The organism is Streptomyces crystallinus (assembly GCF_039521265.1).
GTDB classification, from domain to species: domain Bacteria; phylum Actinomycetota; class Actinomycetes; order Streptomycetales; family Streptomycetaceae; genus Streptomyces; species Streptomyces crystallinus.
In genome coordinates this window covers 16,872-41,234 of sequence record NZ_BAAACA010000053.1, presented here as the reverse complement: position 1 = coordinate 41,234, position 24,363 = coordinate 16,872, and the positions used below count along the sequence as shown (strand labels likewise).

18 protein-coding genes are annotated in these 24,363 nt (G+C 72.5%); 11 read left to right on the top strand and 7 right to left on the bottom strand.

The features are described from left to right. Positions 1-5 precede the first annotated feature (5 nt). Positions 6-911 carry a DUF4231 domain-containing protein gene (locus ABD236_RS31215; protein ID WP_344079661.1) on the bottom strand — a complete coding sequence of 302 codons (906 nt, stop codon included), beginning with the start codon at positions 909-911 and terminating at the stop codon, positions 6-8. Between the two features lie 243 nt (positions 912-1,154). Between ABD236_RS31215 and fxsA the strand changes: the two genes are divergently transcribed. From fxsA to fxsT, 5 genes are read left to right on the top strand one after another with little or no spacing between them, the layout of a single operon-like run. Next, positions 1,155-1,322, top strand: coding sequence for an FxSxx-COOH cyclophane-containing RiPP peptide (gene fxsA / locus ABD236_RS31210; protein ID WP_344079658.1), 168 nt, complete (start codon positions 1,155-1,157; stop codon positions 1,320-1,322). Between the two features lie 27 nt (positions 1,323-1,349). Beyond that, complete coding sequence (gene fxsBH, locus ABD236_RS31205; RefSeq protein ID WP_344079655.1) at positions 1,350-3,596, top strand: radical SAM/SPASM protein FxsBH, inactivated beta-hydroxylase extension form; 2,247 nt, start codon at positions 1,350-1,352, stop codon at positions 3,594-3,596. Continuing rightward, positions 3,589-4,404 carry an AAC(3) family N-acetyltransferase gene (locus ABD236_RS31200; protein WP_344079652.1) on the top strand — a complete coding sequence of 272 codons (816 nt, stop codon included), beginning with the start codon at positions 3,589-3,591 and terminating at the stop codon, positions 4,402-4,404. The genes fxsBH and ABD236_RS31200 overlap by 8 nt, the downstream gene beginning before the upstream one ends. 60 nt (positions 4,405-4,464) lie before the next feature. Then, positions 4,465-5,805 carry an FxsC protein gene (gene fsxC / locus ABD236_RS31195; protein WP_344079649.1) on the top strand — a complete coding sequence of 447 codons (1,341 nt, stop codon included), beginning with the start codon at positions 4,465-4,467 and terminating at the stop codon, positions 5,803-5,805. After that, the gene (gene fxsT, locus ABD236_RS31190) at positions 5,789-9,724 is read left to right on the top strand and encodes an FxSxx-COOH system tetratricopeptide repeat protein (protein WP_344079646.1); all 3,936 of its coding nucleotides are present in this window, start codon (positions 5,789-5,791) and stop codon (positions 9,722-9,724) included. Before fsxC ends, fxsT begins: the two co-directional genes overlap by 17 nt. Before the next feature lie 76 nt (positions 9,725-9,800). On the opposite strand, the gene ABD236_RS31185 is transcribed toward fxsT, so the two are convergent. Beyond that, positions 9,801-10,670: an alpha/beta fold hydrolase gene (locus ABD236_RS31185; RefSeq protein WP_344079643.1), complete on the bottom strand. Its 870-nt coding sequence runs from the start codon at positions 10,668-10,670 to the stop codon at positions 9,801-9,803. Positions 10,671-10,882: 212 nt separating this feature from the next. Here ABD236_RS31185 and ABD236_RS31180 point away from each other — a divergent pair, with 212 nt between their 5' ends. Further along, complete coding sequence (locus tag ABD236_RS31180) at positions 10,883-11,689, top strand: slipin family protein (RefSeq protein ID WP_344079640.1); 807 nt, start codon at positions 10,883-10,885, stop codon at positions 11,687-11,689. A 55-nt stretch (positions 11,690-11,744) separates the two neighbouring features. Here ABD236_RS31180 and ABD236_RS31175 read toward each other — a convergent pair whose 3' ends face one another. Continuing rightward, positions 11,745-12,788 (bottom strand): ABC transporter permease, encoded by a 1,044-nt coding sequence (locus tag ABD236_RS31175; protein WP_344079637.1) that lies wholly within the window; start codon positions 12,786-12,788, stop codon positions 11,745-11,747. 183 nt (positions 12,789-12,971) lie between these two features. Here ABD236_RS31175 and ABD236_RS31170 point away from each other — a divergent pair, with 183 nt between their 5' ends. The 3 genes from ABD236_RS31170 to ABD236_RS31160 all read left to right on the top strand — a co-directional run bounded on the left by ABD236_RS31170 (position 12,972) and on the right by ABD236_RS31160 (position 18,602). Then, on the top strand, positions 12,972-16,454 hold the full coding sequence (locus ABD236_RS31170) for a DNA polymerase III subunit alpha (RefSeq protein ID WP_344079634.1): 3,483 nt from the start codon (positions 12,972-12,974) through the stop codon (positions 16,452-16,454). Continuing rightward, positions 16,451-17,497: a DNA polymerase Y family protein gene (locus ABD236_RS31165; protein WP_344079631.1), complete on the top strand. Its 1,047-nt coding sequence runs from the start codon at positions 16,451-16,453 to the stop codon at positions 17,495-17,497. Before ABD236_RS31170 ends, ABD236_RS31165 begins: the two co-directional genes overlap by 4 nt. Before the next feature lie 226 nt (positions 17,498-17,723). After that, positions 17,724-18,602 (top strand): esterase/lipase family protein, encoded by an 879-nt coding sequence (locus ABD236_RS31160; RefSeq protein ID WP_344079628.1) that lies wholly within the window; start codon positions 17,724-17,726, stop codon positions 18,600-18,602. Between the two features lie 73 nt (positions 18,603-18,675). On the opposite strand, the gene ABD236_RS31155 is transcribed toward ABD236_RS31160, so the two are convergent. Together ABD236_RS31155 and ABD236_RS31150 are read right to left on the bottom strand one after the other, a co-directional pair. Next, positions 18,676-19,692 carry a lytic polysaccharide monooxygenase auxiliary activity family 9 protein gene (locus ABD236_RS31155; RefSeq protein WP_344079625.1) on the bottom strand — a complete coding sequence of 339 codons (1,017 nt, stop codon included), beginning with the start codon at positions 19,690-19,692 and terminating at the stop codon, positions 18,676-18,678. Between the two features lie 171 nt (positions 19,693-19,863). Further along, positions 19,864-20,364, bottom strand: coding sequence for a DUF402 domain-containing protein (locus ABD236_RS31150; protein WP_344079622.1), 501 nt, complete (start codon positions 20,362-20,364; stop codon positions 19,864-19,866). 76 nt (positions 20,365-20,440) lie between these two features. Between ABD236_RS31150 and ABD236_RS31145 the strand changes: the two genes are divergently transcribed. After that, on the top strand, positions 20,441-20,815 hold the full coding sequence (locus ABD236_RS31145; protein WP_329397503.1) for a GntR family transcriptional regulator: 375 nt from the start codon (positions 20,441-20,443) through the stop codon (positions 20,813-20,815). Positions 20,816-20,928: 113 nt separating this feature from the next. Here the strand turns inward: ABD236_RS31145 and ABD236_RS31140 are convergent, their stop codons facing one another. Next, complete coding sequence (locus ABD236_RS31140; RefSeq protein WP_344079560.1) at positions 20,929-22,032, bottom strand: DUF5925 domain-containing protein; 1,104 nt, start codon at positions 22,030-22,032, stop codon at positions 20,929-20,931. 142 nt (positions 22,033-22,174) lie between these two features. Between ABD236_RS31140 and ABD236_RS31135 the strand changes: the two genes are divergently transcribed. Beyond that, complete coding sequence (locus tag ABD236_RS31135; RefSeq protein WP_344079557.1) at positions 22,175-23,572, top strand: GH39 family glycosyl hydrolase; 1,398 nt, start codon at positions 22,175-22,177, stop codon at positions 23,570-23,572. 17 nt (positions 23,573-23,589) lie between these two features. Here ABD236_RS31135 and ABD236_RS31130 read toward each other — a convergent pair whose 3' ends face one another. After that, positions 23,590-24,357 carry a polysaccharide deacetylase family protein gene (locus ABD236_RS31130; protein WP_344079742.1) on the bottom strand — a complete coding sequence of 256 codons (768 nt, stop codon included), beginning with the start codon at positions 24,355-24,357 and terminating at the stop codon, positions 23,590-23,592. Between the last annotated feature and the right edge of the window lie 6 nt (positions 24,358-24,363).

Genomic DNA, 24,363 nt, shown 5'->3' with positions numbered 1-24,363 from the left:
GGCGATCAACTGCGGAGCCGGGCCAGCCAGTCGGTGTGCTGGGGCGAGACGACCCGCTCGGTCTCGTAGACCGCCGCCGGCCACTCCCGCTCGCTGACCGTGTTCTCCATGGCCACGTGCATGGCCTTGAGGTCCTGCTCCACCAGCGAGTGGGCCGAGATCAGCGGCTGGTGGCGGCGGATCTCGCTCCACGCCAGACACGCGGCGGCCGCGGCCGAGAGCAGCCCGGCCACCTTGACGCCCTGGGCCGCGCCGAACATGTGCAGCGTCGCGAAGAGCAACGCGAGAACGGTGAGCAGGGTGATCGCCGAGGTCCACAGCGCGGTCGCCCGCCGGGACGCCTCCTGCCGGCGCCGGTACCAGTTGCGCTGCTCGATCAGCCGGTCCCGGACGTACGTCTCCTTGCGCACGGCGAAGGCCTTCGCCCGTAACTCCCGCATGGGCGCGGTGACAAGAGGCACGTCGGCCAGCCCCGACGCCGGGTCCTCGCGCGGATCCCGCCAGCCGACCCGGCGCAGTTCCCGCAGCCCTTCCTCCAGACGGGAGGTGAACAGACCTTCGGGATCGGCGGCCTGGGAGTCGAAGGGGGCGCCGTGGACGGCGTACCTCCAGCACATGGATTTGATGAACTCGGCCGCCGAACGGTTCAGTTGCCAATGCGATTTCGCATGCCCGCGGGTGGCGCGGAAACTCACCGCGAGCACCCCCGCGTACGCCAGTGCGCTGAGCGCGCTGGTCAGCTGGAAGTCACCACCGAGCGTCATCTTCCACGGCAGTGCCGCCAGCGCCGCCCCCACCACCAGCAGGCACAACTGCCAGCGGGTGCCGTTCACCGCGGCCCGCTGGCGCCCTATCGCGAGGGAGTCCGCGTGATGGAAGAGACCCGGCAGGTCGGCGTTGCGGAAGACCATGCTTTGCAGAGGACCGGGAATCGCCGTCACATCCACCCCTGTCTGCGGTTTTAGTCATCACTCTTTCGATGGAACGACTCGTTCCGTACACCTTCCGCCATTGCTGGGTCACGCCTTTGCGGCAAGCGGTCGTGCTCAGTTGCCAACAGTGGCCAAGAGAGTAAAGTCGTGCCGCCGACACTGCAACGGTGCATGTCGTCGGTACCACTGTCCACATGCAGGAATTACCCACCAAGGACGGCCGTGAAGACCTCCGTGAATTCTCTCTCCTTCGCCCCTGCGAAGAAGAGCCGTGTGCCCCTGGCCGAGATCGACGTCCGTGGCGCCGATGCCGCCAGGAAGCTCGGCCGCGTGCTGCCCTCGTCCATCGGCCGCCCGGTGCAGGCGTCGACCTTCAACTCGGCGCTCTAGTCCGTCGGAGAGCTCTAGACTGGCGGAATGACTGGACCCGTGGTCCCTTTCCGCGAGATCGTGCTCAAGGTTCACAGCAGATGCGATCTTGCTTGTGATCACTGCTATATCTACGAAGCCCCTGATCAGAGTTGGCGTACCCGCCCCAAGGCAATCTCTGACGAGGCGATTTCCTGGACGGCCCGGCGACTGGCCGAGCACGCCGAGAAACACGTACTGCCCTCCGTGTCAGTGATCCTGCACGGAGGGGAGCCGCTGCTCGCGGGTCCCGCCCGGCTGCGCAAGGTCTGCGAGGAGCTGACCGCCGCCCTCGACGGCGTCGCGGAGCTCGATCTGCGCATCCACACCAACGGCCTCCAGCTCAGCCCCCGCTACCTCGACCTCTTCGACGAGTTCGGTGTGCGCGTCGGCATCTCCCTGGACGGGGACAAGGCCGCCAACGACCGCCACCGCCGCTTCGCCGACGGCCGCACCAGCCATCCGCTGGTCCTCAGGGCCGTGGAACTGCTCCAGAGCGAGCGCTACCGCCATCTCTTCCTCGGGCTGCTCTGCACCATCGACGTGGCCAACGACCCGGTCGCCGTGCACGACGCGCTCATCGCCCTGGACCCGCCGCGCATCGACTACCTGCTGCCGCACGCCACCTGGGACGCGCCCCCGGCCCGCCCGAACGGCTCCCCGACCGAGTACGCCGAGTGGATCCTCAAGATCTTCGACCGGTGGGAGGAACAGGGCAGGGCGGTGCCGGTCCGGCTGTTCGAGTCCGTACTGTCGACGTTGAACGGCGGCCCCAGCCTCACCGAGTCCCTGGGCCTGGCCCCCACCGACCTGGTGGTGGTGGAGACCGACGGCAGCCTGGAGCAGGTCGACTCGCTCAAGAGCGCCTACGACGGCGCCGCCGCCACCGGGTTCGACGTCTTCCGGCACTCCTTCGACGAGGTCGCCGCCCACCCGGGCGTCCGGGTGCGCCAGCTCGGCCTCGCCGGGGTCGGACCCGAGTGCCAGGAGTGCCCGGTCGTCCGCTCCTGCGGCGGCGGGCTCTACACCCACCGCTACCGCTCGGCGAACGAGGAGGCGGGCCGGGACCCCTTCGACGGGCCCTCGGTCTACTGCGAGGACCTGGCGGCGCTGGTCGGGGGCATCGAGGCCCGCACCGCCGCCCGGCTCGTCCCCGCCGCCCTCACCGACCCCGCCGAACTCGTCGCGGCCGAGCACGAGCTGACCCGCACCCTGCTGGCCCGGCTGAACGCCGATCTGGCGGGGCGCGGCGGAGCCGAGTGGGCCGAGGCGTGGCGGCTGACCGCCCTGGTCGACGGGCCGGCCCTGGACGAGGTCCTGACCCATCCGTACGCCCGCAGCTGGCTGCTCACCGCCCTGGAGGCGCTGCGCGCCGGCCGCCCCGACGCGGTCGCCCACGCCCACCGGCTGGCCGCCTACACCGCGGCCGCCGCCGTGCGCGGCAGGCTCGAACTGCCGGTCACCGTCGGGTACGCGGACGGCAGGCTGGCGCTGCCCACCCTCGGGGAGCTGAGGGTCGGCGCTCCGGGTGGATCGGGCCGCGCGGAGGTGGTCTCGGCGGAGAAGGGCTTTCGCGTCCGGGGCGTCCTGGGCGAGCGCTTCGAGACCGAGGTGGAGTGCCCGCGCGAGCCGTGCGGCGACTGGCGGCCGGTGCGGGGCCTGGGCCGGGACGGGGCGCCCGATCCGGCGCTGGACGACCTCGACCCGTACCGCGACTGCTTCGGCGCCCCCGTGCTGCCGCGCCTGGGGCTCGCCGAGGCCGACGAGTGGAGCGGACGCCTGGGCGCGGCCTGGGGGCTGCTCTCGGCCACCGTGCCGGGCCACGCGGGCCCCGCCGCCGCCGCGCTGACCACGCTCACCCCGCTCGCGGGCGACGGCGGGGCGGTGGCCGGACGGCACGGCTACGGGGCGCTGGGGGTGCCCGTGGGGCTCACGGGGGACGCGTTGGCGCTGGGGCTGCTGCGCGGCTACCGCAGGACCACCTTCCGGGCGCTGCGCGACGTGGCGGACCTCTACGCGCTGGACGGCGGCCGGCACCACCGGGCCGACTGGCGGGACGAGCCGGTGCCGGTTTCGGTCCTGCTGGCCGAAACACACGAGCGGGTGGCGGTCGCCGCGTACGACAGGAGTGCACGCACTCTGGCGGAGACCCGGCGCGCGCTGGAAGCTCTTCAGGGGGCGGCCGAACTCACCGTGGGCGGGAAGAGGCTGGTCGCCGACGTCCTGTCGGAGTGGGAAGAGGCAGCCCGTGGATGAGCGAGCCCGAACGGCCCTGGAGAGCGCGTTATACGACGACCTCGTCGCCATGGGGGTCGCCGAGGGGGACACCCTGCTCGTGCACGCCTCGCTGAGCGGTCTGGGGCACGGCCCGGCGGTGCTGGGGCGGGCCCTGCGGGCGGCGGTCGGCGGCCGGCTCAAGGGCACCCTGGTGGTCCCGGCCTTCACCGCGGAGAACTCGCTCACCTCCCCGGCCCATCGCCGCCGGGCCGCGAAAGTGCTGGGCACCGCCGCGTACAAGGACTACAAGCGGCGAATGCCGCCGTTCGACCCCCAGCTGACCAGAAGTCAGGGAATGGGCCGGTTGGCCGAGTGGGTGCGCACCTCGGAAGGGGCGGTGCGCAGCACTCATCCCCAGACCTCCTTCGCCGCCTGGGGCTGTCGTGCCCTGGAGCTGATGGAGGGGCACGCGTCCGATTGCCATCTGGGCGAGAAGTCGCCGCTCGGGGCGCTCTACCGGGCCGAGGCGCGCGTTCTCATGATCAATGTGGGATTCGCCGTCTGCACCGCCTTTCACCTCGCGGAATACCGATATCTGCCGAACCCGCCGCAGAAGCTGTACAGCTGTGTGGTGCGGGACGAGAGTGGGCGTCGGGGGTGGTTCCACTATCCCGACGTCGATCTGCGCGACAGCGACTTCGAGGCGGTCGGGGCGGACCTTCCGGAGGAAATGCGCAAAGAGTGGCAGCTGGGGCGGAGAACCGCACGATTGTTTTCGATCAAGGGGGCGGTGGACCATGCGGTGGACTGGATGACCGAAAAGCGGCCTTGTTTGACCGAACGGTGAGGGGATGGAGCGTCGTGCGCTCCGGAATGATGTTCTTCAATACTGCAGGACGGGGGTCGTGTGCACGCATCAGCGCAGCCGCGTCCGGCCGACCAACATCGGCCCTACTTCTTTCTGAGTTACGCGCACACGCCGAGGTACGGGGCGGGCGGCCCGGACCCCGACATGTGGGTGGAGCGGCTCTTCCGTGATCTCTGCGGCCATGTGATGGCCATGACCGATCTGCCCGCCGGTGCGCCCGCCGGCTTCATGGACCGGGAGATACGCTCCGGCGAGGGCTGGTCGGAGCGGCTCGGTGAAGTCCTCGCCTCCTGCCGGGTGTTCGTCCCGCTGTTCTCGCCGCGCTACTTCGCGAGCGAGATGTGCGGGCGCGAGTGGTACGCGTTCGAGCAGCGCACCATCCAGCACCAGGCGTACACCAACCGCCCGGCCGAGGCGATCGTGCCGGCCCTGTGGGTGCCGGTCCCGCCCGAGCAACTGCCCGGGCCCGCCGAGCGGTTGCAGTTCAACCACCGGGCCTTCGGCGACCGCTATGTCACCGACGGCCTCTACGGGCTGATCAAGCTGCGCATCTTCGCCGAGGAGTACGAACGCGCGGTCTACGAGCTCGCCAAACGCATCGTGAGCGTCGCCGACGCCACCGCGATACGGCCCGGCCGCCACGTCGACTACCGGCTGGCGCCCAGCGCCTTCGGTGCGGCCGCCGGCGAGGGACCGCGCCCGATGCACGTCACCGTCGCCGCGCCCACCCGCCACGAGCTGCCCGAGGGCCGCGACGACGCGTACTACGGCGACAGCCCGCTGGAGTGGAACCCCTACCACCCCGTCTCCGCCCGGCCGCTGGCCCTGGTGGCGGAGGACATGGTGCGCTCGCTCAACTACCAGACCACCGTCTCCTCCTTCGACGAGGAGGTGCTGCACCTCGACGGCAAACAGCCGCCCTCGCGGCCCGAGGTGCTGCTGGTGGACCGGTGGGCGCTGGAGGACGAGGACCGGCGGGCCCGGCTCGCGGCCTTCGACGCCGAGCACCGGCCCTGGGTGAGCGTGGTCGTCCCGTGGAACCGCGACGACCAGCAGAGCCGGGCGTCGGAGGCCGAGCTGTCGCACCGGCTGGAAGAGACCATGCCGTCCAAGATGCGCCAGGGGCGGGCCGCCTGCCGGGCCGCCGCCAAGGGCGTACCGAGCATGGAGGCCTTCGGGCAGATACTGCCCCAGGTCGTGGAGGCGGCGGCACAGCAGTATCTGAGACATGCGACGGTCTATCCGCCCGCGGGGGGCGGGCACACCGAACGGCCGCGCCTGGTCGGGCCGATGGGCACCGATTTCGGCACCACGCAGTACATCCCCGACAGGCTCGATCACGCGCCCGATGCGGAGGAGACGGATGACAGCCAGTCGTGACGGACGCATCGTCACGTTCTACTCGTACAAGGGTGGTACGGGCCGCACCATGGCCCTCGCCAACACGGCCTGGATCCTTGCCGCCAACGGCAAGCGGGTCCTCGCGGTGGACTGGGACCTGGAGGCCCCGGGGCTGCACCGCTTCTTCCACCCGTTCCTGGACCCCTCGACGCTCGGTGCCACCACCGGGGTCATCGACCTGATCACCGAGTACGCCTGGGCCGCCACCAGCCCCGTGCCGCGCTCGGACGACTGGCACCGCGACTACGCGCGCATCCAGCCGCACGCGGTCTCCCTCACCCCCGAGGCGCTCGGCTGGCAGTTCCCCGACGGCGGCACCCTGGACTTCGTCTCCGCCGGCCGGCAGAACCGCGAGTACTCGGCGACCGTCTCCACCTTCGACTGGGACAACTTCTACGACCGCCTGGGCGGCGGGCACTTCTTCGACGCCCTGCGCGAGGACATGAAGGAGAACTACGACTACGTCCTGATCGACAGCCGCACCGGCCTCAGCGACATCGCCGACATCTGCACCGTCCACCTGCCCGACGTGCTGGTGGACTGCTTCACCCTCAGCGACCAGTCCATCGACGGCGCCGCCTCGGTGGCCCGCCAGATCGACGAGCGCTACAGCGGGCAGAACATCCGTATCCTGCCCGTCCCGATGCGGATCGACGAGGGCGAGAAGGAGAAGGCGGACGCCGGCCGGGCGCTGGCGCGCCTCAAGTTCGACCGCTTCCCGGCCGGGCTCTCCGGCGACGAACTCACCGCGTACTGGGGCGCGGTGGAGATCCCGTACCGCCCCTACTACGCCTACGAGGAGACGCTGGCGACCTTCGGGGACGAGGCCGGGCTCTCCAACTCGCTGCTCTCCGCCTTCGAGCGCCTCGCCTCCGTCGTCACCGAGGGCCGGATCACCTCGATGCCGACCGTCAACGAGGAGATCCGGCTGCGGATCCGGGACGCCTTCACCCGCCGCAGGCCCGCCCTGCCGGCCGATCTGTTCCTCAGCTATGTGGCCGAGAACCGGATGTGGGCGGACTGGATCGAGTCCGTGCTGACCCGGGCCGGGTTCCGGGTGGTGCCCCGCGATGTCTCGGCCGAACCCAGCGGCGCCGACGGGGAGGCGGTCGCCGCGGAGAACGCCGCCCGGACCGTGGTCCTGCTCTCCAGCGCCTACCTCAAGTCGGCCCGCGCCGTGGAGATCTGGTCCCGGGCCGCCGCCGAGGACCCCTCGGGGGCGCGGCGCCAGCTGCTGCCGCTGCGGGTCGGCGACGTCCGGCTGACCGCGCCCTACATCGACCGCAACCCGGTGGACCTGTTCCGGCTCGACGAGGTGCACGCCACCACCGCGCTGCTGCGGGCCCTGGAGCGGCCGGTGCAGATCAGCGACGGGGTGGCGCCCGGGCCGCGGTTCCCCGGCACCGTCCCCAAGATCTGGAACGCGCCGCCGCGCAACCCCGGCTTCACCGGCCGCTCGCTGGTCCTGGAGCGGATGCGCGACCAGCTCGGCGGCGGCCTCGCCGTCGTCCTGCCGCAGCCGCAGACGCTGTACGGCCTCGGCGGCGTCGGCAAGACCCAGGTGGCGCTCGAGTACGTCCACCGGTTCATGGCCGACTACGACCTGGTCTGGTGGATCTCCGCCGAGCAGCCCGACGACGTGGTGGCCGGCCTCGCCGAGCTCGGCGTACGGCTGGGGGTGCAGGGCGGCGACGACATGAACTCCGCCTCCCGCGAGGCCATCGACCTGCTGCGGCGCGGGGTGCCCACCTCGCGCTGGCTGCTGGTCTTCGACAACGCGGACGACCCCGAGCAGCTCAAGCGGTTCTTCCCGCCGGGCGGCCCCGGCCACGTCCTGGTGACCTCCAGGAACCAGACCTGGTCGCAGTACGGCGACGCGCTGCCGGTCGACGTGTTCCTGCGCGAGGAGTCCATCGAGCACCTCCAGCGGCGCGCCCCCGGGCTCTCCATCGACGACGCCGACCAGGTCGCCATCGCCGTGGGCGACCTGCCGCTAGCCGTCGAGCAGGCGGCGGCCTGGATCGCGGAGACCGCGACACCGGTCGCCGCCTATCTGGAGCAGCTGGCCCAGCAGGCCCCGAGCGTCCTCGCGCTCAACCAGCCGGCCGGCTACCCCGAGCCGGTCGCCGCGACCTGGAACGTCTCCATCGAGCGGCTGAAGCAGCGCTCACCCGCGGCGGTCCGCCTCCTCCAGCTCTGCGCCTTCTTCGCGCCCGAGCCGATCTCGGCCAATCTCCTCTACAGCAAGGAGATGATCGACGCGCTCAAGCCGTACGACGCCACGCTCCAGGAGAAGCTGGTGCTGGGCCGGGTCATCCGGGAGATCGGCCGGTTCGCCCTGGCCAAGGTCGACCAGGTCGGCAGCTCCATCCAGGTGCACCGCCTCGTCCAGGCGGTGATCCGGGCGCAGCTCAGCGACGAGGAGCAGATGGACGCCCGGCACGCGGTGCACCGCATCCTCGCGGGCGCCCGGCCGGACGCCGACGAGCCGATCGACAACCCGGAGACCTGGGCGCAGTTCAACACCATCTGGCCGCATCTGACGCCGTCGGGGGCGCGGCTGTGCGACGAGCCGGAGACCCGTCGGCTCCTCATCGACCGGGTGCGCTATCTGTGGAAGCGCGGTGACTTCAACGCGGCCGCCAACCTCGCCGAGGACCTGCGCGAGGAGTGGCGCGAGAAGCTGGGGCCCAACGACCTCCAGTATCTGTACCTGCGCTTCCACCTCTCCAACATCCTTCGCTCGCGCGGCCGTTACGTCGAGGCGATGGAGCTGGACGAGGAGACCCTGTCCCGCCAGACGGAGGTGCTGGGCGCCTCGCACCCGCACACGTACATGACCACCAGCGCCCTGGCGATGGACCTGGGCGCGCTCGGCCAGTACAGCAAGGCGATGGAGCTGGCGACCGAGGCGCACGAGGGGTTCCGGCAGATCTTCGACGAGTCGCATCCGCGTACGCTGGCCGCCGCCAACAACCTGGCCCTGAACATGCGGATGCTCGGCCAGTACGCCCGGGCCCGCGAGCTCGACCAGGACGTCTACGACCGGCGCACCGAGGTGCTGGGCCCGGAGCACCCGTACACCCTCTCCTCGGCGATGAACCTGGCGCGCGACCTGCGTGAGGTGGGGCGCTACGAGGACTCGGTGGCGCTGCTCAGCCGGACCTACGACCTCTACAAGGAGCAGCTGGGCCGGGCCTTCCCGGGCACCCTGGCGGCGGCCAAGAGCCTCGCGGTGTCGCTGCGCCGGGCGGGCCGGCTGGAGGACGCCAAACGGCTGACCACGGCCACCCGCAACCGCTACCGCGCCAAGTACACCTCCGCCAACCCCGACTGGCTGGCCTGCGACCTCAACCTGGCCGCCGACCTGTTCGCGGCCGGGGACCCGGCGGCGGCGCGGGACGCGGCCCAGGAGGTCGTCGACCAGTACATCAAGGTGCCGGGGGAGCGGCACCCGTACACCCTGGCGGCCACCAACAACCTCGGCATCTACCAGTGGGGCTGCGGGGCGCTGGACGCGGCGGACACGCTGTTGGAGAACACCATACGGACGATGCGCGACATACTCGGCGAGAACCATCCGCACGCGTTGTTCGCCACCGTCAACCTGGCCAATGTGAAGGCCGACATGGGGGATCTGGAGGGTGCCCTGGAGATCGAGCGCAACGCGGTCGCGCGGCTGCGGGAGGTGCTGGGGCCGCACCACCCCGAGACGCTCGCCTGCGCCGCGAACATGGCGGTGACACTGGACGGGCTGGGCCGCAAGGAGGAGGCGTCGCACGTGCGGGCGGAGGCCGTGGAGGAGCTCCAGCGGCTGCTCGGCGACGAGCACGCGTTCGTGCGGATCGCCCGGGACGAGCGCCGGGTGCAGCGTGACCTGGAGCCGCTGGCGGTGTGAGACGAGGGGACGACCGGTGCGACCGGAGTGATCGCACCGGTTCCCTCCGCCGGGCACCGCGGGCGCTCAGCCCCGGTCAGTCCTCCTCGATCAGCCAGGTGAGGATGTCGGGCAGGGCGTGCAGCGCGTCGAAGTGGGCGGCGGCCGGCTCCAGGACGGCCGTCGCGCCCGGGATGCGCTCGGCGAGCCAGCGGGAGTGGCCGACCGGGGAGAACACGTCCTTCACCCCGTGCCAGAGCAGCACCTGGCCGATGATGTCGGCGGGGTCGAACCCCCAGGGGCTGCTCAGCGCGAGGGCGTCGTCGATCCAGCCGTACGCCGAAGTGCGCAGCGCCTCCTGGTAGTTGCGCAGCAGCATGGAGCGCACTCCGGCGTCCTTGACCACCATCCGGTCGGCGTGCGTGAGGTCGCGGCGCAGCTCGTCCAGGAGCTGGATGGGGTTCTTGCGGATCTCGTCGGAGCGCGGGATGAGCCGGGCGGCGAACTCCTCGGGGTCGAGGGTCGCGGCCGTGTACTCCTCCACGTTGTAGGCGGTCATCCCGTCGAACCAGTCGAGCCCGGCCGCGTCCCGGGGCGCCAGGGTGACCAGGGCCGCGGTCCTGGTCACCCGCTCGGGCAGCAGGGCGGCGCAGGCCAGCGCGTGCGGGGCGCCGCCGGAGCGGCCGACGACGGCGAAGCGTTCCAGGCCGTAGCTGTCCGCGATCGTCTTCACGTCCTGGACGACGTCGGCGACGCTGCGGCCCTCCAGCCGGTCGGAGCCGCCGTAGCCGGGCCGGTCGTAGGCGATCAGCTGCATCCTGCGCTGGTAGAGCACCATGCCGCGGGGCGCCGGGCCCAGCCGGCTGCCGGGGGTGCCGTGCAGCAGGAAGACCGGTCTGCCCCGCGGGTCCCCGAAGCGCTCCACCATCAGATGCCGGCCGTCGGCCGCGCGCACCCGACCGCGCACTCGTGCCCCCTCCGGTCGTGGTTCGCGATACCGATCGCCGGGCCCGTCCTCGTACCGCCCATATCGTTTGTCGTATACAGGCATCGACTGTTGCGGCATTCCCCTCCCGTCCGCGTTTTACCCATTCAGTGGAGTGTGACCGCGACTCCCCCCGGGACGGAAGCGGAGTTACCGTCGAAGTACACGTCCGATTCGGACCCTTGGGGGCCGTGATGGTCGAGGCATTGGTGGCGACGGCGGTGGCCGTCGGATCCGCCGGCATCGTGTACGTGATGGCGGCGGCCCGGGTCGTCAAACAGTACGAACGCGGTGTGGTGTTCCGGCTGGGCAGGCTCAGGGGGTCGGTGCGCGGCCCGGGATTCACCCTGATCCTTCCGTTCGCCGACCGGCTCCACAAGGTGAACATGCAGATTGTGACGATGCCGGTCCCGGCGCAGGACGGGATCACCCGGGACAACGTCACGGTCCGGGTGGACGCGGTCATCTACTTCAAGGTGGTCGACCCGGCCGAGGCGGTCATCCAGGTCGAGGACTACCGCTTCGCGGTCTCCCAGATGGCCCAGACCTCACTGCGTTCGATCATCGGCAAGAGCGACCTCGACGATCTGCTCTCCAACCGCGAGAAGCTCAACCAGGGTCTGGAGCTGATGATCGACAGCCCGGCGATGGGGTGGGGCGTGCAGATCGACCGGGTGGAGATCAAGGACGTCTCGCTGCCGGAGACGATGAAGCGCTCGATGGCCCGGCAGGCCGAGGCCGACCGGGAGCGCCGGGCGCGGGTGATCAATGCGGACGCGGAGCTCCAGGCGTCGAAGAAGCTGGCCGAGGCGGCCGGGGTGATGTCGCAGCAGCCCGCCGCGCTCCAACTGCGGCTGCTCCAGACGGTGGTGGCGGTGGCGGCCGAGAAGAACTCGACTCTGGTGCTGCCGTTCCCGGTGGAGCTGCTGCGGTTCCTGGAGCGGGCCCAGCAGATCCAGCAGACCCCGCAGGCCCCGCCCGCACCCGCAGTGGACACCTGAGCCCGCGGGCCCGGCGGCCGGGGATTCGGGCACCGGCCCGCCGAGGGCGGGGAGTTCAGGCCCCGGCCCGGGTGCCGACCTCCAGCGGGTCCTCCCCCGCGTCCTCGTCCCTTCTGCGCACCCCGGCCATGACCAGGGTGACCGCCGCCCCGCCCACCGCCCAGGCGGAGAGCACCAGGAGCGGGCCGGTGACCGCGTTGCCCCGGAAGTACGCGATGGAGCGCGCCACCCAGGTACCGGCGCCCGGGGGCAGCGCGGGGCCGATCGCCTTCCAGAACGGCGGCAGCAGCGGATACGGATACGCGCCGCCCGCGCTCGGGTTGCCCAGGACGACGACGACCAGGATCGCCAGGCCGATGCCGACGATCCCGGCGAGGCCCTGGAAGGCCAGGGTGGTGGCGCCGACCGCGAACACCACCAGCGCGCCCAGGCCCGCCAGGCCCGGATAGCTGCCCGGCAGCGCGCCCAGCACCGGCCCGATGATCAGGGCGCCGAGCAGCCCGGCGGCGACGGCGTACACCGCGAGCGCGCCGAGGCGGATCACCGCCCGCTGGATGTTGGCGGGCCGGGCGCCATGGCTGATCGCCAGGATCGCGGCGCACAGATAGCCGCCCACGCACCAGCCGACGACCAGGTAGAACGAGGACAGGCCCCGGGAGTCCTGCCGGTCGGCCGGGGCGACGTCGACCACCTTCACGGTGCGCTGCTCGGCCTTCTCCAGCGCGCTGACGACCAGCTCGACGGCCTGGGAGAGGGACGCCCCGCCGCCGCCCGCGACGAGCAGGGTGTCGGTGGTGGACCTCGGGTCGACGAGCAGCGCCCCGTCGATGTCGCGGTCGCGCAGCTGTCGGGTGGCCTCGGCCCGGTCCTTGACCGCACGGGCGTCCAGCGCGCCGCCGGGCAGCGCGTTCAGCCGCCGCACGGACTGGGCGCTGATCTCCGCGGGCGCGACCACCCCGAACGGGACGTCCTTCGGCTTAGGGCTGTGGAAGGCCCCGGCGTAGGACGCGATGAACGCGACCATCAGTGCGAGTACCCCGGTGACCAGCAGCGCGGCCCGCACGGTGACGGCGCTCTTCACCTCGTCGACGAACGTCATGCCCCTCACGCTCCGGGGCGCGGCAGGGCGGCGCAGTCGGTGCTGAGCCGAATGGCTGACGCCCGTCGGCGGGGGCTCCCGTACGAGCCGCGTACGAGTCGAACACATGTGTCGTACGTGCGTTCGAAATTGGTCTATGGTGAAAGGAGGGGGAAGTGAGAACGACTGGTCCAGGAGGTGCGGGTGCCCGGCTTCACGCATCTGCGCACGGTTTCGGGTTTCTCCCTGCGGTACGGGGCTTCCCACCCGGAACGGCTGGTCGAGCGTGCCGTCGAACGGGGGATGGACGCACTCGCTCTCACCGACCGGGACTCCCTCGCCGGCGCCGTGCGCTTCGCCAAGGCGTGCGCGGCAGCGGGGGTGCGCCCGCTCTTCGGCACCGACCTCGCGGTCCCGGAACACCACCTCGAACGGCCGGGGGAGGGGAGCGCCCCCGCCCGGCGCCCGCGCACCCCGGTGCGGGGCGGCGCCTTCGTCGACGAGTCGGCGCCGCGCGCCACCTTCCTCGCCCGGGACGGCGCCACCGGCTGGGCGGAGCTCTGCCGGCTGATCACCGCCGCCCACACGGCCGACGGGCAGCCCGCCCTGACCTGGTCCGCGCTGCCCGCCGAAGGCCTCACCGTGCTGCTCGGACCGGGCTCCGAGGTCGGCCGGGCGCTCGCCGCCGGCCGCCCGGACCGGGCCGCCCGGCTCCTCGCGCCCTGGCGTGAGATCTACGGCGACGCCCTGCGCCTGGAGGTCGTGCACCACGGGCGCGCGGGCACCGGCCCGGGCTCGCTGCGGCTCGCCGCCCGCACCCTCGGCCTCGCTGCCGAACAGGGCGTACCGGCCGTGCTGACCAACGCCGTGCGGTACGCGGACGCCGGGCTCGGGCCGGTCGCCGACGTCCTGGACGCGGCTCGCCGGCTCGTCCCCGTCGACCCGCGCCGGGGGCTGGACAGCGGGGAGCGCTGGCTCAAGGACCCGGCCGCCATGGCCCGCGCCGCCGACCAGGTCGCCCAGGCCGCCGGGCTGCGCCGGGACACCGCGCACCGGCTGCTCGCCACCACCGAGGAGACCGCCGCCGCGTGCCGGGTCGACCCCGGCGAGGAGCTGGGCATCAAGACGTACAGCTACTTCCCCGAGCCCCGTCTCGTCGGCGCCGCCGACCGCACCCCGCAGCGGGTCCTCGCCTCCCGGGCCGCCGCCGGCATGGTGCTGCGCGGCTACGCCGGCGACCGCGCGTACTGGGACCGCATGCACCGGGAGCTGGACGTCATCGCCTTCCACGGCTTCGCCGCGTACTTCCTCACCGTCGCCCAGGTCGTCGACGACATCCGGGGGATGGGGATCCGGGTGGCCGCGCGCGGCTCCAGCGCCGGGTCGCTCGTCAACCACCTCCTCGGCATCGCCCACGCCGACCCCGTCGAGCACGGCCTGCTGATGGAGCGCTTCCTGTCCCACCGGCGCTATGTGCTGCCCGACATCGACATCGACGTCGAGTCCGCCCGCCGTCTCGACGTCTACCGCGCGATCATGGGCCGCTTCGGCACCGAACGGGTCGCCACCGTCGCCATGCCCGAGACCTACCGGGTCCGCCACGCCGTACGCGACGTGGGCGCCGCGCTCTGCATGGACCCGGCCGAGATCGACCGGATCGCCAAGTCCTTCCCGCACATCCGGGCCCGCGACGCCCGTACCGCGATGGCCGAACTGCCGGAGCTGCGCGAGATCGCGGCGGAGCAGGGGCGGCACGGCAGGCTGTGGGAGCTGGTCGAGGCGCTGGACGGGCTGCCGCGCGGGATCGCCATGCACCCGTGCGGGGTGCTGCTCTCCAACATCACGCTGCTGCGCCGCACCCCGGTGGTGCCGACCAGTGGCGAAGGGTTCCCCATGTCCCAGTTCGACAAGGAGGACGTGGAGGACCTCGGGCTGCTCAAGCTGGACGTCCTCGGGGTGCGGATGCAGTCGGCGATGGCGCACGCGGTCGCCGAGATCGGCCGCACCACCGGCCGCAAGCTCGACCTCGACGACCCGCGCCAGGTCCCCCAGGGGGATCTGCCGACCTACCGGCTCATCCGCTCCACCGAGACGCTCGGCTGCTTCCAGATCGAGTCGCCGGGCCAGCGCGACCTGGTCGGGCGGCTCCAGCCCTCGACCTTCCACGACCTGGTCGTGGACATCTCGCTCTTCCGGCCGGGACCGGTCGCCGCCGACATGGTCCGGCCGTTCATCGAGGCGCGCCACGGCCGGGCCCCGGTGCGCCATCCGCACAAGGACCTGGAGGGCGTGCTGGGGGAGACCTACGGCGTGGTCGTCTTCCACGAGCAGATCATCACCATGGTGTCCGTGCTGACCGGCTGCGACCGGGCCATGGCCGACCAGGCGCGGCGCGCCCTCTCCGACCCGGAGTCGCAGGAGAAGATCCGCGTCTGGTTCGCCGCGTGCGCGGCCGAGCGCGGGTACACGCCCGAAGTGATCGACCGCACCTGGGAGATCATCAAGGCCTTCGGTTCGTACGGCTTCTGCAAGGCGCACGCCGTGGCCTTCGCCGTGCCGACCTACCAGTCGGCCTGGCTCAAGGCCCACCACCCGGCCGCCTTCTACGCCGGGCTGCTCACCCACGACCCGGGGATGTACCCCAAGCGGCTGCTCCTCGCGGACGCCCGGCGGCGCGGGGTGCCGATCCTGCCGGTGGACGTGAACCGGTCGGCGGCCGTCCATCGCATCGAACTGGTGTCCCAATCCCGGGTGTGGGGGCTCCGCCTCGCCCTCGCGGACGTCCAGGGGATCAGCGAGGCCGAGACCGCCCGGATCGAACAGGGGCAGCCCTACTCCTCCCTGCTCGACTTCTGGCGCCGGGCCCGGCCCAGCCGCCCGGTCGCCGAACGGCTCGCCCAGGTCGGCGCGCTCGACGCGTTCGGCGGCAACCGGCGCGACCTGCTGCTGCACCTCGCCGAACTCCACCGCGCCCAGCGCGCGGCCGGGTCCGGCGGCGGCCAGCTGCCGCTCGACGACGGCCGGCGCACGGCCCGCGCCGGGCTGCCCGACCTCGACGAGGCGGAGCGGCTCAGCGCCGAGCTGGGCGTCCTCGGCATGGACACCTCCCGCCATCTGATGGTGGACCACGAGACGTTCCTGAAGGAGCTGGGCGTGGTGTCGGCCAAGCGGCTGCGGGACGCCGGGCACGGGGAGACCGTGCTGGTCGCGGGCGCCAAGGCGGCCACCCAGACCCCGCCCATCAGGTCCGGCCAGCGGGTCATCTTCACCACGCTGGACGACGGCACGGGCCTGGTCGACCTGGCCTTCTTCGGCGACAGCCACGAGGCCTGCGCCCACACGGTCTTCCACTCCTGGCTCCTGCTGGTGCGCGGGGTGGTGCAGCGGCGCGGCCCGCGCAGCCTCAGCGTGGTGGGCGCCGCGGCCTGGAACCTGGCCGAGCTGGTGGAACTGCGCCGCGAGGGCGGCCTGGACGCGGTCTCCGCCCGCCTGTCGGAGCCCGTACCGACGGCCGACGGGGAGGGTGAGACCGAGGGCGGGGAGAGCGGGAAGGAGCCCGGTGGCGGACGCCGTATCGAACTGCCCACGGGGTACCGGCTGAACCCCTGGGCCGACCTCCAGCCCGCCGGCGACCGCGCCGCCACCGGCCGCAAGCTGTGGCACCAGAGCCCGGGGAGCGCGGGATGAAGCGCGGGATGATCCTCTGCGTACGGTTCCACGCGCCTTCCGGTGGGAACACGGACGCCGGCGAGGGCTGCGAGGCCGCGCTTCCCGCGCTGCTCGCCGTGCTCGGCGGCCTCACCCCGGTCGTCCAGGCGCTCCCGCCGGACGCCGCGCTCGTCGACGTCCGGGGCGCCGAGCGGTACTTCGGGTGGAACGCGGCCCAGCTCGCCTCCGTCATCCGGGTCAGGGCGCTCGCCCTCCGCGGGGTGGACTGCACCATCGGGGCCGGCCCCAACCCCATGCTGGCCCGGATGGCCGCCAAGGGCGCCCGGCCGGGCGCGACCCTGCTGCTGCCCCCGGAGGAGGTGCCGCGGTTCCTGGCGGACAAGCCCGTCGCCGCGCTGGACGGGGTCGGCCCCGCGACCGCCCGTACCCTCTGCTCGTACGGACTCGACTCGATCGGCCGCCTCGCCGCCGCCCCGCTCGCCACCCTCCAGCGGATCGTCGGCGCGCGGGCCGGGCGCGAACTCCACGAACGCGCCCTGGGCATCGACCGCACCCCCGTCGTGCCGAACGCGGCGGCCCGCTCCCTGGGCGCCGAACGCTCCTTCCCCCGCGACGAGTTGGACCCCGACCGCCGGCGCCGTGCGCTGCTCTCCCTCACCGAGGAGCTGGGCGCCCGGCTGCGCGGCACGGAGCAGGTGTGCCGCTCCCTGACGCTCACCGTCCGGTACGCCGACCGGTCCACCACCACCCGTGGCCGCACGCTGCGCGAGCCCACCGCCCACTCCCCGGCGCTCGCCGAGCTGGCGTACGCGCTCCATGAGTCGCTCGGCCTCCAGCGGGCCCGTGTCCGGGGTGTCTCCCTGCGGGCCGAGGGGCTGACGCCCGCCCGACTGGCCTCCCGGCAGCTGACGTTCGACCCCGCGGACGACCGGGCCCGCCGTATCGAGGCGGTCGCCGACCGCGCCCGCGCCCGCTTCGGCCCGGCCGCGATCATGCCGGGGGCGCTGGCGGAGAGGGCCGACGCCCCGCTGGCCGACGCCCCGCTGGCCGAGGCCGCCTAGGGGCCTGCTGGAGGCAATGGTTGTCCATAACGGTGGAAACGCGGGCAAAGCAGGCAGCGGGCAGACAGTAAAGCTCATCCGGAGGGGTGACACGGCACTTTTTACTGACGCGTAACTTCACTTCTCAGGCTACCGGTGCGTAATTTGGCGGACGAACAGCACTTGTGGTCCGGATCACAGGGCGCGTGTCCCCGCAACTCCCCTTGAGCCGCAAGGAGATCGCTCGATGCTGCCCCCCAAGTCCCGCCGCCCCTGGAAGCGCCTGTTCAGACCGCTGGCGGCGCTGCTGCTCGCCGCCGCGGCCACCGCGGTCCCGGCGGCCGCCGCCCACGCCCAGTCCGCGCCCAGCAGCGGCTGGAACGACTACTCCTGCAAGCCCTCCGCCGCCCATCCCCGGCCCGTCGTACTGGTCCACGGCACCTTCGGGAACTCGGTCGACAACTGGCTGGCCCTCGCGCCGTACCTGGTCGACCGGGACTACTGCGTCTTCTCCCTCGACTACGGCCAACTGCCGGGCGTGCCGCTCTTCAACGGCCTCGGCCCCATCGACAAGTCGGCCGAACAGCTGGACCGTTTCGTGGACAATGTGCTCGCGGCGACCGGCGCCCCCAAGGCCGATCTGGTGGGGCACTCCCAGGGCGGCATGATGCCGCGCTGGTATCTGAAGTTCCTGGGCGGCGCCTCCAAGGTGAACAGCCTGGTCGGTATCGCGCCCGACAACCACGGCACCACCCTGCTCGGCCTCACGAAGCTGCTGCCCTACTTCCCCGGCGCCGGTGACCTGCTCAAGCTCGCCACCCCCGGCCTCGCCGACCAGGTGGCCGGATCGCCGTTCCTGACCAAGCTCAACGCGGGCGGCGACACCGTTCCCGGAGTGCGCTACACGGTCATCAGCAGCAGGTACGACGAGGTCGTCACCCCGTACCGCTCGCAGTTCCTGGACGGGCCCGACGTCACCAACGTGCTCATCCAGGACAAGTGCGCGCTCGACCTCTCCGAGCACGTGGCGATCGGACTGGTCGACCGCGTCGCCTACCACGAGGTGGTGAACGCGCTCGACCCCGCGCACGCCACCCCCACCACCTGTGCCTCCGTCATCGGCTGAACTCCTTCTCCGTACGCGCCGACGAGGCCCCGCCACCTGCTCCAGAGGTGGCGGGGCCTCGCCCTGTGGCGGGTCAGCGGCCGCCCGCGGCGGCCTTGCGGCGGACGGTCAGGAAGAGGAACGCGGCGCCCGCGGCCAGGGCGGCCGCGCCGCCGAACGCCAGATAGGGGGTGGTGGCGCTGCCGCCGGTCTCGGCCAGGTTCTCGGTGCGGGGCGCGCCGTTCCCGGCGGGAGCCGCGGCCACGCTGTCGGTTTGCGGCTGGTTGCCGCCGCCCTGTCCGGGGCTCTGCTCGCCCTTGACGGCGGCCGGCCGGGCGGGCGCTCCCGCGCCCGTGCCGGCGTCGTCGTCACCGTGGCCGTGGTGCTCCACCGTCGACTTGGCGGCGCCCGCCTCGACCTGCCGCTGGGTCGGCGCCGAGGCCGTCGGGGCCGGGGCGGACCCGCCGACGCCGCTGTCCTTGCCGAACACCACGTCGGAGCAGGTGTAGAAGGCCTCGGGGCTGTCCGAGCGCTGCCAGACCGAGTAGACCAGGTGGCGGCCGGACTTGGCGGGCAGGGTGGCGTCGAAGACGTAGTCGCCGTTCCGCATCGGCGGATCGGTCACCTTGGCGAACGGTGTCGGCTCCAGGTCCGACCACTTCAGCGGCTTGCGCGGGTCGTAGCCGTCCTTGGTGACGTACAGCTCGAAGGTGCCCTTGTGGGGCGCCGTGCCCTTGTAGCGGAAGGTGTGGTACCCGGCGGTCAGCTTGGTGGACGGCCAGTCCGCGCGCGCGAGGTCGAGTCCCTTGTACTTGTCGTTGCCCGCGCTGCACAGCCTGCCGTCCGGGATGATCTGCTTCGACCGGCCCGCCGCGTTGGCGATGTTGACCGCGTTCCAGTCGTAGAACGCCTGGGTGCCACTGGCGGCGACGGCCGCCTTGCAGGCCGCCGAGCGCGGGCTCTCGGGCCCCTCGGCGTAACAGGCGGAGACCCGGCTGACCGGGTCCGTCATCGAGCCGTGGGCAGCGGCGGTACCTGCCGCGAGCCCGGTCAGCGCGAGCGGCGCCATGGCCAGGGCGGCGACGGTGGCGGCCTTGCGGTGAGCGGTCATCGTGACGTTCTCCTTCGGTGCTGCACGGGGTGGGCGTGGAGCACGCTAGCCGCCGAAATCCGTGAAATCGGCTGCTGGGAACGGGTGATGGCGATCTTTATGACGGCGTTAAGGGACGACTGAGAGACGGTTAAGCCTCATGCCTCGCCGATGGGTCATTCCTCTCGTCGACTAGTCGATGAGGGCGGTGAACTTCCCCAGCTTCGCCAGGGCTTCGAGCTCGTCCAAAGCCTGTACGGCGCGGTCCGCCGCCTCCGGGTCGCGCTCGGCCAAGCCGCTCTCGGCGAACTCGTCCTCGTCCAGGCGCAGTACGTCGGCGCCGTCGGCGGACACCCAGAGGTCGAGGTCCAGGTCCTCGACGAGCACCGCCCCGTCGCGGACCACGGCCGGGCGGGTGATGTCGCAGTACCAGCCCTTGAGCGAGGCGTCGGCCGCCCGCACCTCCTTCACCGCGTACCAGCGGTCCCGCCAGTAGTGCTCGGTGAAGACGTCGCCCGGCTCGAACCGCACGAAGCCGAAGTCACGGACGCCGTCGGCAGCCCAGGGCGCGCTGACGGTGAGCCGCACACCGTCGTCGGACACCACCGACGCCGGGTAACCGATCTTCGTACGGCCGCCCTTGACCAGGGTGACGGTGAGGAGGGAGCCGGGCTCGGCCGAGTTCGAGGTCATGGCCCGGACGTTACGGGGCGGGCGCGGCGGGTGCCTCCCATTTTCGCCCCGCGTGGAGGAGGGGCAGAATCGGGCTGTGACCCTGAAGATCGTCATTGACCAGGAAGCCGCGAGCGCGCCGTATGAGCAGCTGCGGGCGCAGATCGCCGAACGGGCCCGGGCGGGGGTGCTGCCCGTCGGGTACAAGCTGCCCACGGTGCGCGGCCTCGCCGAGGAGCTCGGGCTCGCCGCCAACACGGTGGCCAAGGCCTACCGCGCGCTGGAGGCGGACGGGGTGATCGAGACGCGCGGCCGCAACGGCACGTTCGTCGCGGCGGCGGGCGACGCGGCGGAGCGCCGGGCCGCGGCGGCCGCCCGCACCTACGCGGAGGAGGCGCGCCGCCTGGGCCTCGGCCGCGAGGCCGCGCAGGCGGCGGTGTCGGACGCGGTACGGGCGGTGTACGGGGACTGAGACGCGGCCGGCGTCCGGGGGCCTGGAGCTGCGGGCCGCCGGACCTCGGCCGCCCCCTCCAGGGACGCCCCGCCTACAAGGGCGCCCATCTACGTCTACAGGGGCGCCCCGCCCTACAAGTACAACCCCGCGTCCGCGCCCTCCCTCGGATCCGGCACGCTCGGCGGTGCCGTGCCCCGGCGCAGGGCGAACAGCTCGGCCAGGGTGGCGCCCTCGCGGCCGACGCCTTCCTCCGTACCCAGCCAGGTGACCGCCTCGCGGCGGGTCATCGGGCCCACCTCGATACGGGCCAGACAGCGGCCGGGGCGGACGACCGCCGGGTGCAGCCGCTCCAGGTCCTCGTTGGTGGTGACGCCCACCAGGACGTTGCGGCCCTGGCCCAGCAGTCCGTCCGTCAGGTTCAGCAGACGCGACAGGGCCTGCCCCGCCGTGTGCTTGGCCTCGCCCCGGATCAGCTCGTCGCAGTCCTCCAGCAGCAGCAGCCGCCAGCGGCCCTTCGCCGAGCCGTCGTCCTCGCCGATCGCGATGTCCATGAGGTAGCCGACGTCGTTGAAGAGGCGCTCGGGGTCCAGGACGCAGTCGACCTGGCACCAGTCGCGCCAGGAGCGGGCGAGCGTGCGCAGCGCGGAGGTCTTGCCGGTGCCCGGCGGGCCGTGGAGCAGCAGCAGCCGGCCCGCGATGTCGTCGGGGGTCACCTTCATCAGGCGGTCCATCGCCTCGGCCACCGGGGCCGTGTAGTTGGGGCGGACCTCGTCCCAGGTGCCGGCCGCGATCTGGCGGGTGGTGCGGTGCGGGCCGCGGCGCGGTGAGACGTACCAGAAGCCCATGGTCACGTTCTCCGGGACCGGCTCCGGCTCGTCCTCCGCGCCCTCGGTGGCCTGCTTGAGCACGCGCTCGGCGAGCTCCTCGGTGGTCGCGGTCACCGTGACGTCCGCGCCCCGGTTCCAGCGCGAGACGAGCAGCGTCCAGCCCTCGCCCTCGGCGAGCGTGGCGCTGCGGTCGTCGTCGCGCGCCGCGCGCAGCACGGTCGCGCCCGGCGGCAGCAGGCTGACGCCCTTCTTGACCCGGTCGATGGAGGAGCTGTGCGAGAAAGGCTGCTCGCCCGTGGCGAACCGGCCGAGGAACAGCGCGTCGACGACATCGGACGGGGAGTCGCTGTCGTCCACGTTCAGCCGGATCGGCAGCGTGGCTTCAGGGTTCGCGGACATGGCGTCCATGATCCGGCAACACGCCCCTCCGTGCACGGTGTTTTGTCCCGTTGGGCCGGGACGGGAACCGGCGGCGGGGCGCCGGACGTTCCCTGAGCGTTCGGTGGGAAATCGTCCGAAAGGCCACCCTTCGTCGATAGGCTGGATCGTGATGCGTCGTCATGTATGGGCTCCGGCCGTACTGCTCGGCCTGGTCGCGGCCGTGCTCGCGCTGGTGCTCGCCATGAGCGGCTCCCCGAACGGCTCCTCCGGCGACAGGTCCGGCGACAGGTCCGGCGACAGATCCGACGGCAGGTCCGGCCCCAGGCCTGGCGGCGGTGCCACCGGCCCCGCCCGGGACGACCCGGAGCTCGGCTGGGGCTTCACCCACACCCAGTTCAGCGCGGACAGCGGCGCCCCCGACGCCGTCGCGCGCGCCCGGAAGCTGCTGTCCGGGCAGCCGTTGCCGCAGGGCCAGGCGATCATGGGCTGGGGGGCGGGCAACCCGGAGCCCTCGCCGGGGGTGTACGACTTCGCGGACCTCGACCGGCGCATCGCCTTCATCCGCTCCACCGGATCCACCCCCGTGATCACGCTCTGCTGCGCGCCCGACTGGATGAAGGGCGGCAAGCCGGGCGCGGAGCACACGGACTGGAGCCTCAAGTCCTTCGAGTCCGCGCCGCTCGCGCGTCATTACGCGGACTTCGCGGACCTCGCCGCCACCGTCGCCCGGCGCTACCCGGACGTGCGCCACTTCGTGGTGTGGAACGAGTTCAAGGGCTTCTTCGACGAGACCCGCCACCGCTGGGACTACGAGGGCTACACCCGGCTCTACAACCTCGTGTACGAGGCGCTGAAGAAGGTCGACCCGCACAACCGGGTCGGCGGCCCCTATCTGGTCATGGACAGCTACGCGCCCCAGGACACCCAGTTCGCCTCCGAGCTCAAGGGGCCCTGGGGCTCGGTCGACCAGCGCGTGCTCGACGCCTTCGCGTACTGGAACGCGCACAAGAAGGGCGCCGACTTCGTGGCCGTCGACGGCGCCGGGTTCACCCGCGACGACCGGGCGCTGCCCGGCCCGTTCACCGCGCTCGACAAGTTCACCGACGTCGGCCGCTGGCTGCGCGCGCACGCGGGCGGGCTGCCGCTGTGGTGGACGGAGTACTACGTGGAGCCGGAGGGATCGGGCTGGAGCGAGCGGCGCCGCGTCGCCGCCCAGGCCACCGCGATGATCGCCATCGCCCGGGGCGGAGCCACCACCGCGTTCTACTGGAGCCCCCAGCAGACCACCGGGCCGTGCCCCGGCTGTCTGTGGAAGCCGACCCGACTGGCCGACGGGGGAGCGGCCCTGCCGATGTACGGACTGCTCTCCCGCTTCGCCGAGGAGTTCCCGCCGGGCACGCGGTACGGGCGGGGCGAGAGCACCGCCGAGGACATACCGGGGGTGCGGGTGCTGGCGGGCGACCGGTCGGTCCTCGTCGTCAACACCCTGGACCGCGCGGTGCGGGCCCGGGTCACCGGCCGGCCGGTCCCGTTGGAGGCGTACGAGGTGCGCTGGCTCGACCGCTGAGCTCTGGCCGTCGCCGCTCACCTTCCGGCCAGTGCGCGGCCGGCCCGCCGGGCCCGGCGGACCACCGCGTACCCCTGGGTGAGGGCGCGGTCGGCGGCGAAGGCGCGGCCGAGGGCCCGCCCCTCGACCAGCCGCGCGAACTCCTCGATGCCGGTACGGCGCCGCACGGTGACCCGCTCCAGCGCGTACGGGCCCTGGCGGCGCCGGGCGAGCGCGTTGCCGACCGCCAGCGCCTGGGTGAACCCGGCCGCCCGGACGGTCCGGCGCACCCGGCGGCTGGAGTAGCCGTAGGGATACGCGAAGGAGACGGGCCGGGTGCCCAGCTCCTCGGTGACGATCTCCTTGCAGCGCAGGGTCTCGGACCACAGCCGTTCGTCGTCGAGCTGGTCGAGCTGCGGATGGGTGTGGCTGTGGCCGCCGATCTCGGTGCCCGCCCCGGCCAGTTCGCGCACCTGGTCCCAGTCGAGCATGGTGTCCGGGGCGCCGCCCTCCCCGTGCGCGCCGCGCAGCCAGCCGGTCGAGACGAAGAGGGTGGCGGCGAAGCCGTGCTCGGCTAGTACGGGCAGGGCGTGCCGGTGCACCCCCTCGTACCCGTCGTCGAAGGTGATCAGGACGGGGCGCCGGGGCAGCGCCCCCGCCGTGCGCCACGCATGGGCCAGCGCGGCCGTGGTGAGCGGGGTGAACCCCCGGTCGGCCAGCAGGTCCATCTGCTCGGCGAACGCCTCTGGCGCGACCGACAGCCCATAGGTGGCGTCGGCCGGGCGGTGGCCCACCGCGTGGTACATCAGGAT